Source organism: Parafrankia sp. BMG5.11 (assembly GCF_004337455.1).
In genome coordinates this window covers 1-12208 of sequence record NZ_SJXI01000086.1, presented here as the reverse complement: position 1 = coordinate 12208, position 12208 = coordinate 1, and the positions used below count along the sequence as shown (strand labels likewise).

At 68.1% G+C, this 12208-nt stretch carries 10 protein-coding genes and 1 pseudogene; 7 read left to right on the top strand and 4 right to left on the bottom strand.

All coding sequences use genetic code 11. The features are described 5' to 3' along the window. Positions 1-124: 124 nt before the first annotated feature. Entirely contained in the window at positions 125-1339 is a 1215-nt protein-coding gene (locus E0504_RS41295) for a zinc-dependent alcohol dehydrogenase (protein ID WP_112109179.1), read from the bottom strand. Positions 1340-1730: 391 nt separating this feature from the next. Here E0504_RS41295 and E0504_RS41290 point away from each other — a divergent pair, with 391 nt between their 5' ends. Beyond that, positions 1731-2372, top strand: a complete 642-nt coding sequence (locus E0504_RS41290; RefSeq protein ID WP_112109178.1) for a hypothetical protein — start codon at positions 1731-1733, stop codon at positions 2370-2372. 51 nt (positions 2373-2423) lie between these two features. Here E0504_RS41290 and E0504_RS41285 read toward each other — a convergent pair whose 3' ends face one another. After that, positions 2424-3977, bottom strand: a complete 1554-nt coding sequence (locus E0504_RS41285; protein WP_235015017.1) for a wax ester/triacylglycerol synthase domain-containing protein — start codon at positions 3975-3977, stop codon at positions 2424-2426. Positions 3978-4608: 631 nt separating this feature from the next. On the opposite strand from E0504_RS41285, the gene E0504_RS41280 reads away from it, so the two are divergent. Beyond that, on the top strand, positions 4609-5430 hold the full coding sequence (locus tag E0504_RS41280; protein ID WP_112109177.1) for a hypothetical protein: 822 nt from the start codon (positions 4609-4611) through the stop codon (positions 5428-5430). A 369-nt stretch (positions 5431-5799) separates the two neighbouring features. On the opposite strand, the gene E0504_RS41275 is transcribed toward E0504_RS41280, so the two are convergent. Then, positions 5800-6468 (bottom strand): class I SAM-dependent methyltransferase family protein, encoded by a 669-nt coding sequence (locus E0504_RS41275; RefSeq protein ID WP_131627071.1) that lies wholly within the window; start codon positions 6466-6468, stop codon positions 5800-5802. Between the two features lie 1896 nt (positions 6469-8364). Between E0504_RS41275 and E0504_RS41260 the strand changes: the two genes are divergently transcribed. After that, the gene (locus tag E0504_RS41260; RefSeq protein ID WP_112109174.1) at positions 8365-8829 is read left to right on the top strand and encodes a sigma-70 family RNA polymerase sigma factor; all 465 of its coding nucleotides are present in this window, start codon (positions 8365-8367) and stop codon (positions 8827-8829) included. Beyond that, positions 8826-9476, top strand: a complete 651-nt coding sequence (locus E0504_RS41255) for an anti-sigma factor (protein ID WP_112109173.1) — start codon at positions 8826-8828, stop codon at positions 9474-9476. Before E0504_RS41260 ends, E0504_RS41255 begins: the two co-directional genes overlap by 4 nt. Before the next feature lie 43 nt (positions 9477-9519). Here E0504_RS41255 and E0504_RS50840 read toward each other — a convergent pair whose 3' ends face one another. Further along, the gene (locus tag E0504_RS50840) at positions 9520-9678 is read right to left on the bottom strand and encodes a hypothetical protein (protein ID WP_160144374.1); all 159 of its coding nucleotides are present in this window, start codon (positions 9676-9678) and stop codon (positions 9520-9522) included. 426 nt (positions 9679-10104) lie between these two features. Here E0504_RS50840 and E0504_RS52815 point away from each other — a divergent pair. The 3 genes and pseudogenes from E0504_RS52815 to E0504_RS41240 all read left to right on the top strand — a co-directional run. After that, positions 10105-10212 (top strand): annotated as a pseudogene (locus E0504_RS52815) (ABC transporter permease); the annotation flags it as partial. Between the two features lie 367 nt (positions 10213-10579). Beyond that, positions 10580-10984: a hypothetical protein gene (locus E0504_RS41245; RefSeq protein ID WP_112109172.1), complete on the top strand. Its 405-nt coding sequence runs from the start codon at positions 10580-10582 to the stop codon at positions 10982-10984. 14 nt (positions 10985-10998) lie between these two features. Continuing rightward, the coding region (locus E0504_RS41240) for an ABC transporter substrate-binding protein (protein WP_243657852.1) at positions 10999-12208 on the top strand (1210 nt) is incomplete at its 3' end.

Sequence of the window (12208 nt, the reverse complement as noted above, 5' to 3'; positions counted from 1 at the left end):
GACCGGTGTCGCCAGGAAAGCGACGACAGGACCGGGTGAGCAGCTCCAGCGCCCCTTGGAAGCGCCGTGGGCACCGCCGATCGGCGCCGGCCGTTTTCATACCCGTGGCGGCGGCTTTTCCGTGTTAGCTGGTCAGGTCCAGGGCCACCTTGAGCCAGCCAGGACGGCGCAGGTCGAACTCCTCGTAGGCGGCGAGCACGTCCCGCATCGGCTCATGCTGGGTGACCATTTTCTGTGGGTGCACCACTCCCGACTCCACCATGTCCAGCAGCTTCGGGATGTACCGCGGATGGTTGCCGTTTCCCATGTTGATGGTGAGGTTCTTGTTCATCGCGGTGCCGATCGGGAAGAACCTGTCGGTCGGCGGATATACCCCGATGATGCCCAGCGTGCCTGCCTTGGCCAGGCTCTCGACTGCCCAGGAGTGGGCCTGCGTCGGCGCGTCGCCAGGCTTCCAGTGTCCGTTGTGCGCGTGAGTCTCGGGGGCGATCTGACGCAGTTCCTCGCGGTGCTGATCGTCCTGTTCGCGGGCGCGGGCGGCGGCGGGGCCGGACTTCGGGCTTTCCGCGTCCACCCCCACGGCGTCGATGGCCCGGTCGGGACCGATACCGCGTGTCAGATCCAGGATTGCCTCGACAGGGTCCTCTTCGTTGAAGTTGACCACCTCGGCTCCGAGCGCCTGGGCACGGTCGAGTCGGTCGGCGTGACCATCGATCGCGATCACCCGCGCGGCGCCGCGCTGGAATGAGGACAGAACGGCGAACTGTCCCACCGGCCCGCAGCCCCAGACCGCCACCACGTCGCCATCCGATACTTCCGCGATGACCGCGCCGAAGTATCCGGTGGGGTAGATGTCCGACAGCGGGATCGCCTGATCATCGGAGATCGAGTCTGGCAGCCGGAACAGATTGGTGTGGGCGTAGGGTACGCGGGCGTACTCGGCCTGCAACCCGTCGAACGAGCCATTGTCCCTCGGAGCGCCGTAGAAGGCGGATCCGGTCCTGCGGCCGTACGGGTTGATGTCGTCACATTGGGCGAAATAGCCGCTGCGGCAGTAGGTGCAGGAGCCGCACCCGAGGACGGCGGACAGCAGCACCCGATCGCCGCGCCTGAAGTTGCGGACGCTCCGGCCGACCTCTTCGACCACGCCGACCCCTTCGTGCCCGATGATGAGGCCCGGCTTCATCCCCGGTACTGTGCCCCGGACGAAATGAAGATCCGTGCCACAGATCGCCGCGGTGGTGATGCGAACGACGGCATCGGTCGGCTGTTCGATCTTCGGTTCGGTGACGGTGTCAAGGCGGATGTCGCCCACGCCGTGCCACACGACTGCTCTCATCGCCTTCCGCTCCTTCCGTTCTTCGGGCCCGCAGTACTGATCGCGATCCCCCGCCGGTCCGACTCACCGCTGGCCTCAACTCCGCCGGCTTTCGTTCCAGCATCGACGACCTGGCGGGCGCATTCCATCGCTACAGGTAACTATGGCCCGAGTGGGACGCCGGCGCCCGGCGAGACGACCGGGCGAGGGACTAAAGAATGACATTTATTTCGAGGTCGCGGATGCCGCGCAAGGGTGTTACAGGCGGCAGGACGGGCATATGGCGACAGGTCGGCTACCGCGGTGATCCTTGGATTTTCCGCACGATGAGTGACGGGTCGTCCGAGACCGTTCCCGCGCGTAGGCCCTCCGTGATCGTTACTCTGACGGTTCCCTGTAGCCAGGATCAGGTTTGGCTGCGCTGGTCGTCAGCGCGGACGGAAAGGTGGAATCGCTCACCCCGATCAACCCCCGCGGGGAACCGCGGTTCACCGCGTTCGCGGTGTCACCGGACGGGAGCCGCCTTGCCCTCGACGGCATGGTCGCGGGCACGACGGGTCTCACCGCCGGCATCACCATCGTGAACGTCAACAGCGGCGAGACGCAGACCTTCCGCAACAAGCCCTCGGACCAGGACGGCATATGGATCCTCGACACCAGCCAGGGCAGCAGTGACCTGCGCGCCAGCTCTCACCGCGTCACCAGTGGCGCGCAGCCGGCCTTCGAGGCGATGTCCGAGTTGACGCTCAATGCGAACAGCACCCGCGTCTACGCCGTGGTCACCCGGCGCGGTCAGAATCCGTACCTGACGAAACGCGTCATCGAGCTCGACGCAGCCACCGGGCGTCAACTGCGCGTCCTGCTGGAGCTGAGCCATGACTACTCGCTCACCACAGGCTGGAACGCCAGCTCACTGGCACTCGACCCCAGCGGACAGCTGCTGATGGTCAGCGACGCCGGCGCCGACTACTACCGTGTCGACCTCGGTTCCGGGCAGACCTCTCGTCTCCCAACGGCTGTGAACAGGGGCAACCCCAACGGTCTCGCCTGGTAGGTGACGGGTGTGCCGGCGGAAGGCCCTGGACCGCGTCCCACACAAAGATGATCAACTTCGGTGTGTCATGTCGGGAGTGGGCTGGTCTGGCTGGTAAACCTCGCCGGGACGTGTGGCGAGGCCGCGGCGCGCGAGGAGCTGTACAAGCGACTGGAGCTGCTGGCGCTGACCGTGCCGGTCGGGGTATCCGGGCCGCTGGACGATCGGGCGGCCCTGGAAGGGATCGACCTGCACCGAACCCGTGTGTCGGCGAGGTCCGCGACGGACGAGTCCATCGTCGACGGACGAGTCCATCGGCATCGTCGCCACGAGATCAGCCGAACACGTGGTCTCGGCCGGGCTCCGGACCGGGCCGTGGCGGAGGCCGGCCGCTGCCTCGAGCGCGTCCAGTTCGGCCTCGACGAGTTCCGGCAGCCGCGCCCCGTCCCGCACCGACCCGTCCATCGTGAAACCGATGCACGCCTGCCCGTCGAGCCCGCCGAGCAGGACCGCCAGGCGTTGGCCTGCGGGGAGCGGAGGGGTGGGCACGGCGGCGGTGACTCGTCGACCGAGGATCTCAAGCGGACCGGACAGTCCGCCCGGGTTGGACGCGGTCAGCGCGAAGACGTGGGACATGATCCCGGTGGACAGCACGGCCGGTCGCAACGGCGCGGGAATCGTCCAGAGGAAGAGACGTTCCGCGACGCCCGGAGTCCCGCCCCGCTTGTGTCGGACGGTCTGCCGGTGGATCGCCTCCACGCGCCGGTGGACCAACGCCTCACCGTAAGGCAGCGTGATCCGTACGGTGGTCAGGTAGTTGCTCATGTGGTCCCGCTCGGCCGCACGGCGGGTACTGACCGGCATCGCGGCGTGCATCTGGCCCCGGAGCCGGCCGGGCCGATCGGAGCCGGGGCGGGGCCAGGCACGCAGAGCGCCGGCGAGCGCGGCCAGGAAGACGTCGTTCACGGTCACCTCGTAGGCGCGGCTGATCGCCCGTAGCCTGGCCAAGTCCACCTCCAGCCAGGTGTGGTGCGGGTATCCCGTGGGTGCCGCCGAGAGCGGGCCGATCGTGGACGTCCGGGTAAGCCATCCGAGTGAGTGAGCGGCGGCCCGACAGACGGCTCGGGGGCCGGGCCGGCGATCCCGCGACACCCGCAGAGGTTCGCGCTCCGATCCTGGGTCGGACAGGCCGAACAGCTTTTCCAGCACCACGTTCAGTGCCGTCCCGTCTATCCACACGTGGCTGGCGCGGTACAGCAGGGTGAAGCCGTCGCGGCGGGGGCCGTGGAGCAACCAGAGCTGCCACGGCGGAGCGTCCAACGAGATCTCGACCGCTGACAGCCGCCCCACCGCCTCGCGCAGTCCGGCGAGCCCCGACTCTGCGGGGAGCCGGTACTCGTGAACGTGCCGGGCTGGGTCGAAATCGGGGTCCGCCACCCAGACCGGCCGGCCCCGCCCGGCCGAGGCGATCCGATGGGTCAGCGAAGGAAAGTCGTGCGCCCGGTCCGCGACAAGCTCGCGCAACGCCTGGACTCCTGGCACGGGGCCGTCGGCGACCAACAGGCAGCCGACCGCCAGCGGCGTCTTCGGGAATGCTCGCTGGTATCCGAGTATGAGTGCGTCCATCGGAGTAAGCGGCCGAATGGGAACGTCAATGCTGTCACCGCGGCCCGCCGCGCCCCGCCCCCGTGCTCTCCCGTCGCTTCCCTCACGCGGGTGACGCCCATGCTCCACGCGCGGGGCACGCCACCAGAAACCCGGGCGCGTCATACCATGCCGCCCCCGGTCAACATCGACGATTCGCCGCGCGATTGTCACAACTGGCTCCCTGGATGGACTGGAAAACCGGTTACTTCCTGAACGCTATGCCGTGATGTGGAAAATTCGGCGCGAGGCGGACCGTAAACTGAACGACAGAGCCGAACATACGCGCGGACCGCCGCCGGCACGCTAGGGAAACCACCAGAACATCAGTCTGGTTTCCTGGTTTCCTGGTTGGCGGTGAGAGGCTCCGTCGCCCTTGGCGTGGCCAGAAGATCGCTGTCCGGGGCAGGGTGTCGGGCACCCGGCCGGCACAACGGGGCGTCATCACGTGATGACCGTCGGCGCCGCGCGACCGGCCGGCGCGGACACCGGCGCACCATGCCAAGTTCTGAGACCGGACCCGTCCTGAACTCCGTGTGATGCCGGCCGGGAGGGGCCCGGGCCGGCATCACACTTCTTGACCCCGCCCTGACGGGCGGGATTGTGTTGGCCCATGGCCGAGATGAACGTGGCGCGGAGAATGTGGCAGTTGTTCGAACCGGTACACGCGGTCAGCTTCTCCGCGCCGGCCAGTCTGGCGGTGTGGGCGGACGCCGGGCTGCGCAGCCCGTGGCGGGCCTACTTCGCCGGCCGGACGGCACCGCTGGGGCCGGTCGAGGCCGGGCCGGTCGTCGCGGCCTTCTTCGGGTACTCGCCCGTGATGGTGGCCAGGGTACTGCCGGAGGTCTGGACCAGGATCCCCCCGGAGAAGGCGCTGGCCGTCCGGCTCGACGGCGCCCGCGCGGCACTTGCTCCGCTTGTCGCGGCGACCGACGCGGACGAGCTGACTGAACTGGCCACGCTGCTGCGCTCGGCGGCCGAGCGCGTGTCAGTCGCCGGCCGGGTGCTGGGCGCCGCGAACGCCGCACTGCCCTGGCCCGACGACCCGCTCGGCACCGTCTGGCAGGCGGCCACCATCCTGCGGGAGCACCGTGGCGATGGGCACGTCGCCGCGCTGGTCACCGCCGGTGTCGACGGCCTGGAGAGTCTCGTCTGGCGGACCAGCCGGGGCGGCCCCGACCGCGCCTTCTACCAGCGGATCCGGGGCTGGACCGAGGATGAGTGGACGGCCGCGGCCGACCGGCTGCGGGCCCGTGGCTGGCTCGACACCGAGGACGCGCCGACCGCGGCCTCCCTGGCCGCTGCCGACGAGTTGGAGGCGACGACGGATCGCCTCGCGAGCCCGGTGTGGGATGTGCTTGGCCCGGCCGCCGTCGACCGCGCCGCCGCGCTGCTGGCCCCGATCACGCAGGCCGTCACCACCCCGGGCCCGTAGCCGCAGCCCCGCCTGCGGGCAGCCGGCCTACTCACGAGCTGGTATAGGAGTGTCCGACGACGGGCGGACACTCCTTCCAGCGTCATAGCCAGTTGGCCGAGCGACGCAAGTTATCAGGTCTCAGAGCGCTGTGCGCCGGATGGCTGGCTGGTCCCTGCTCTGAAATCGCAGGTCACGGGGTACGTGGGTGCCCGGCAGGGTGTGCAGGTGGGACGTGGTACTTAGAAGGCACGGAATACGCTCAGCGACATACGTCCTGTCACAGCTCCGCATGTCCACGGACGTCCACCGTTGTCTGTGGACGTCCGTGCCCGTTGCTACAGGGGTCGCTAAACCTGACGGCCCTTCCGAGCGATGCGCGCAATCTTGCTATCGGTGGGCGTCTTCGCCATCACCGATGAACTCGAACAGCCGAATCTTCGGCAGGTAAGGCAGCGTAGGGCCAACCAGCCGATGGGTTCCGACACCGATAAGGAAACCCTCTTCCATGTCGAACCCCACCTCCTCGAACCCTGCGTCGGCGAACCAGGTCCGCACAGAGGGAGTGAGATCGGGTGAACGGCGATGACGTGTCCAGATCACGGTCCCGGCTGGCCGGAGCAGTCGCGGTAGTTGCTCGACGGTGTGCCGTACATCCGCGTCGCTGAGATTCCCGAACACCCCGCAGACCAGGGCTAGGTCTGCCGGGGCGACACCCTCGTACACGCTCGTGCTCGAAGCGTCGCCCACTACGATTTCCACACCCTCCAGTCCAGCGGAACGCGCCTGGCGATCGGCGTCGGCGGCAAGATCGGGATCGAGTTCGGCCAGTCTGACCGCTACATCGTCGCGACGCTCATGATCAGCCAGTACGCCGAGGATGTCGCGGCCTTGGCCGGCGCACATGCTCAAAACGCGGATCTCTCCTCTTGGCTGCTTGTCCAGCGTCTGCCGGATGCGCCGCTGGACGATAGCGAGGCGGCGACGCAAAGACGATCCCGTGACCTCGTACTGCCGGTGCCAGTCGATCCAATGACGCTCAGGAGCAAAGCGATCCATGAACTACGACCATAGTCAGGACGTTTGCGAGGTGCGGGCTGGCGACGCGTCGGCGAGCATGGCGTGCCAGCGCCCCCTACCACTGGAGGTTGTCCGAGGTATGACGACTCTCGGACTGAACGGCAGTGGAACCTCGGTGGAACGTTGGCGAGACTTGCCGTCTCCACCGGATAGACGTGGTTCTGAGTAACTCCCGAGGGCCGGAGACCCTGGCCGTTCCGTTCACGCCGCCCATAGACAGGGGGCGAAGCCCTCCAAAGAGCCACCGTCTGCAACCGACGACCCCAACATCACGATCGGGGCTCACGCCATCCGCGGGCGTTGCCCCCCGACTTCGCGTGCTGCCCTCAGCAGCGCAGGTGCCGCGCCGCCTCGCAGAGCGCCTCGTCGACCGGCCTCGGGGTGCGCCCGAAGACGGCGATGGTGGCGGTCGAGTCGAGGACGAACGGCCGGGTGAACCCCCGAGCTGCCCGTATCCATGCTGGCGCGGGGCGTCATCGGTTGGATTCACCTGTTCGGCGCGGTGAACTTCGAGCTCTTCGGCCGGCTGAACACCCTCGTCGAGGCCAGGGAGACGTACTTCGCTATCAGATGCGTGAGATCGCCCGGCTCATCGGGCTGTGACGACCGGGTGCGGTCCGGTCAGGCCGGCCGGCCGGATGGGTCCGGGTCCAGTCGGCCTGCAGTCCCGGCCGTGGCGGTCTCAGCCGCAGTGCTCCCAGCCGCTCCCCCAGGACGAGCCAGCGTAACTACCGCCCCACTTCACACACTTCCCCGGCGCGTATACGTACACCGGCCCCGCGTAGTACTGAAAACTGCCCGAATCAGACTGCCGCGCCGAACTACCTTCCACCTGCACCCACGCACCCATCGACTCGGCCACCCCCACACCCGACCCCGACTTCAACGTCACCACACAGTTCCGACTACCATTGTACAGCAGATAGATCACTGCCGTGTCACCCGCCAGAGAATGCCGGTCGATCTGCGAATACCCCGACCCACACACCTGCGTCGCCGAGTACGGATTCGGATTCGGTGCGGGTGCGGGTGCGGGTGCGGACGTAGGCGCAGGTGCCGGAGCGGGAGCCGGCGCGGCCGGAGGCGCGGGGGCCCGCGCACCCTGGGACGCGGGCGGAACCGTCGGCGCGGGCGCGTCGGCGGGCGCGAGCGACCCCGAACCGTCGGGCTTGGACCCCGAACCACCGGGACCCGAGGTGGGCACCTGCCTCGACGGTTCCCCGCCGGCCTCCGGGGTGACCGGTGCCACGGAGCTGCCTGCCACGCCGACTTGCTGGGACGCGGATCCCACCGTGTCCTGTTCCGGACGGACCCCCTTCGGCCCCTCCACGATCTCCCCGTCCGCGTCACGGAGATTTCCACCCGCCGACCCCGAACCGTTCGACCCCGACGAGGTCCAGACGACCACCGGAACCGCGATGATCAGAGCGGCCACGCAGGCCGCCACCACAAGCAGAACGTTACGGCGCCGGCTGGGACCCGATCCCGGGCCCACGGCGGCCCCGCCGACAGGATCGGACGCATCCGGCCCCGGGCTCGCTGGCGGGACGACCGACGGCTGGGCGCGCTCGTCCTCGCCGAGCGGATACCCCTCGGATGGATGCAGGTAGCCGCCGCGCCCCGTCTCGTCGTCGGTCCCCGGCGGCGAGGACAGGTCCTGACGCGGATCTTCCACCTCAGCCAAGGACGGCCCACCCGGAGGATCATCGGCCGGACGGGACACCGCCGGCTCGCCACCGGATTCGTTCCCGCAGACCGGCCTGGTCCGGTCCGTACCGTCGGGCTCCGATGTCGGTTCCTGCATCGCCGGCGCTCCTCGGCAAGTAGGGGCAGAACGTCCGAAAGCTTGTCAGGACCGGATCAGGACCGGTCGATGTGGGGTCACCGACCGGCCATGACCGCGGCGAGGTCGGCACCGGTGAGCTGCTGCTCACTTTGCGCGGTCAGGGCTGGCCCAGCGGCGTGCGATCCCGCAACGTGTCGCTTCGGCCCGACGGAGTTCGCTCGTACCTGTTCACGATCGCCAGAAACGTCATCACCGACGCCTGGCGGGCCGAGCGGCGACGGCCGTCACTCGTCGACGACGGCGGCGAGGTCGTGGCGGCCGCCCCCGCCGTCGACGACGTGAGCCAGGCCATCGAGGAGTGGGTGGTCGCGGAGGCACTGGGTCGTATTTCGCCCGCGCACCGGGCTGTCGTCCAAGAGCTGTACTACGAGGGAAGGTCGGTACGCGAGGCGGCAGCCCGCCTTGCACTGCCAGAGGGCACCGTCAAGTCCCGTGCCTACTATGCGATCCGCGCGCTGCGTGACGCCTTCGAGGAGATGGGGGTCGGTCGATGACACCCGAGCACGACGAGGTCCGGTTCCTGCTCGGGGCCTTCGTCCTGGGCGGTCTGGACGTCGACGACCGGAACGCCGTCGAAGCCCATCTCGCCGGCTGCGCCGGATGCCGTGCCGAACTCGACGAGACGGCGTCGGTTCCCACGCTGCTCCGGCGTCTGCCGGGTACTGCGGGGGAGGGTGAACCCTCTCTGGACGAGCTGCTCCAGCGGGTGCGCGCCGAACGACGGTCGGTTCGCCTAACCCGCTCCTGGCGCCTCGCGGCGGTCGCTGCTGTGCTCGTCCTGTGCGCCGGAATCGGTCTCGTCGTGAACAGTCCCTTTGCCAGGGCACCGAGTGGGCCCTCCACCTCCTTCGTCGCCGCGACGGGCACGGCGATCACTGGTCGCGCCACGCTCATCACGAAACCATGGGGAACGTCGCTGGCCGTCGCGTTCGACAGCCTTCCCGGCAGCGGCCCCTTCGCACTGGAGGTCGCCAGCGTCGACGGCACGACGGAACGAGCGGCCAGCTGGTCGTCGACGCCGACAACGAAGGCTGATGTCGTCGGAGCGAGCTCGATCCCAGCGGATGCCATCGACGCGGTTCGAGTCGTCGACCGTGACGGCCTGGTGCTCGCCGTCGCTCACCCGCGGGGCAGCGAGTAGGCCACCGTCGCGTCTAGACACGGAACCTCGGACGGAGCTGTGATTATCGGTGCGACCTGTCGGCTACCCACAGCCGGTTCGGCCGGTCCGCGGCGAAGTTGCGTCGGACCAGGTTCGCGAGCCGCTCGGCCGCCGGATCCGCCACCGTGGTCCGCCGCTTGTGGTCACCGCGGACCGCGCCGACCAGGCCCAACTCGCCCATCAGCCCGCTCCACCGTGCGGTTCCCGGCCTCGTCAGTGGAACCGCTATAGCCATTTCTGTCAACCGGGTGCGAGACGGAATATCCTGTATGTCTCTATTGGAGTGATAATTGAGTATTAATACGATAATTGAGTATAAATACCCTGTGTGAGGCTGGTGGCCGGGCCTGGCCTGGTTGGTGGTGGTCGGGTGAGTGGGGCGCGAGGCCGAGGGGCGAGTCGTTCTACTCCCGAGTAAACATTGGCAACGTCATGATCAGCGGCTATAACCCTCTCTGAGAGATCTCGGTGTATTCGCTGCTAGTGACGCTGCACGGACCGATTCGGTCGTTGTCATGCCCTCTCCAGGACCAAGGAAGCGAGCTGCGTCGTGCTCACTGCTGCGAGACGAGCCGGGCGGAGCCTACTGGTGATCTTACTCGTCACCATGGGCGCGGTGGCGTTGCCGGGCCTGGCGCCAGGTTCGGCGGTCTCGGTCATCCTCGGCGAGAACGCGACCCCGGAGGCGATCGCAGCACTGAACACGAAGCTGAGCATGGACAAACCGCTGTGGTCGCAGTACCTGAACTGGCTCTGGGATGCGGTGTGCGGTGACCTGGGCGCCTCGCCGGTGACCGGGCAACCTGTCGTCGTCGAGGCGATCGGCGAGCGGCTGCCGATGATGTTGGAACTGGCGGCGTTGGCACTTGTTTTTGTTCTCCTCGTCGCCGGGGCGCTGGCCGTGGTGTCCGCGACGTGGCCCGGGACGGCGATCGATCGGGCGATCACCGCACTGTCCTCGGGTCCTCTCGGTACCCGCCTTCATTGCGGGCCCCGTGTTGACCTACGTCTTTGCGATGCAGCTTGGCCGGCTCCGGTGACGGGGTGGTCCCACCCTCGCCTGGTCGTCGCGGGAGTTCGTCATGGCCGAGCGGAACATGGGCGAGAGCCGCCGGCGGATCCTGTCAAGGGAGATCCTGCCCAACCTGTCGCCCCCGTTGGGGGCCTACCGGCCGATCGTGATGGCCGCCCCAATCGTGGCCGAGGGGCCGTTCAGCTCCCTGGGCATGGGCATTCCGCCGCTGCAGCCGAGCTGGGGCGGGATGATCTCCGATGGTAAGGATGCGATAACCGATGCCCTCCACATGGTGTTCGTCCCGCGCCCCGTCATCTCCTTCACCGTGTTCGCGCTCAACGAAACAGGCGACCACGCCACCAGTTCGGCCACACTCTGCACGACTGACCACCCGCCCGTAGCCGGGCGCCACCTGAGTCAGCCGTCCCCCAGTCCCCGGGCCCTGTGCCGCTTTACCGATCCCGAACACTGATGAAAGGTCCTCTGATGATTCGTAAGACGCGATTACTCGTCACCGCTGTCGCATGCTGTGTGGCGCTCCTCCTGGCCGCATGTGGCGGCGGCGGTGATACCAGTCCGTCCACGGGCGCCTCCGCCAAACCGGTGGCGGGCGGCGAAGGCCGGATCCTCACGCTGAGTGATCCGCGCACTCTGGATCCGGCGATCCTCGGCAACGCGTATGCGTCCGGCGGCTTCCTGGGCAATGCCCTGTACGGGACCCTGATGACCAACGATGAGGCAGACGAGGTCCAGTACTCGATGGCCGAGTCGTTCACCACGACCGACAACGGCAAGACCTTCACCCTGAAGCTGCGGCCGGGCCTGGTGTTCTCCGACGGCACTCCGCTGAACACCGAGGCCGTGAAGTTCAACTGGGACCGAACCAAGGACCCGGCCGTCGGCTCGGCCCACCGGTCGGAGGCGGCGACGATCGAATCGTCCGAGGTGGTGGACGACGTCACGCTGAAGGTCACCCTGGTCACCCCCGTGCCGAGGTACGCCCTGTCCGTCCTCGCCTCCTCGATGAACTGGATCGCCTCACCCGCGGCCCTGCAGAAGGGCCAGCAGGCTTTCGACGCGAAGCCGATCGGCGCGGGACCGTTCACCCTGGAGAGCTGGACCCGTCAGGCCGATATCCGGCTCGTCAGGAACCCCCGCTACTGGGACGCACCCCGGCCCTACCTCGACCGCCTCACCCTCCGCGCGGCGCTCGACGGCAACCAGCGCTACAACACGCTGCTCACCGGGGGTGCGGACGTGGCCATCGACTCGAGCTGGATCAACCTCGACAAAGCCACCAAGGCGGGTCTGTCGACAAACGTCATGCGGCTCAGCGGCGGCGTCTTCGCGGCGCTGAACATGCGCAGAGCACCGTTCGACGACATTCGTGCGCGTCGGGCGGTCGCGGCGGCACTGGACTCGGACGCACTGAACCTCGCGGCCTACAACGGCACCGCGCAGCTGGCCGACACGTTGTTCACCGACGCCTCCCCCTTCTACTCGGAGACGCCGCTGCGTAAGACGGACAAGGCGACCGCCCAGCGGCTCTTCGACGAGCTGGCCGCGGAGGGCAAGCCGCTGTCCTTCACGTTCACCAGCTCCTCCAGCAGCGAGAACAGGGCGCTTGCGGAGAACATCCAGGCCCAGCTCGGTGCCTTCAACAACGTCGAGGTCAAAATCAAGACCATTGAGCTCG

Bases quoted from the DNA above. Each gene is read 5' to 3' on its own strand.
- E0504_RS41295 (WP_112109179.1), bottom strand. From the start codon at position 1,339: ATGAGAGCAGTCGTGTGGCACGGCGTGGGCGACATCCGCCTTGACACC.
- E0504_RS41285 (WP_235015017.1), bottom strand. From the start codon at position 3,977: ATGGACGCACTCATACTCGGATACCAGCGAGCATTCCCGAAGACGCCG.
- E0504_RS41280 (WP_112109177.1), top strand. From the start codon at position 4,609: ATGGCCGAGATGAACGTGGCGCGGAGAATGTGGCAGTTGTTCGAACCG.
- E0504_RS41275 (WP_131627071.1), bottom strand. From the start codon at position 6,468: ATGGATCGCTTTGCTCCTGAGCGTCATTGGATCGACTGGCACCGGCAG.
- E0504_RS41255 (WP_112109173.1), top strand. From the start codon at position 8,826: ATGACACCCGAGCACGACGAGGTCCGGTTCCTGCTCGGGGCCTTCGTC.
- E0504_RS50840 (WP_160144374.1), bottom strand. From the start codon at position 9,678: ATGGGCGAGTTGGGCCTGGTCGGCGCGGTCCGCGGTGACCACAAGCGG.
- E0504_RS41245 (WP_112109172.1), top strand. From the start codon at position 10,580: ATGGCCGAGCGGAACATGGGCGAGAGCCGCCGGCGGATCCTGTCAAGG.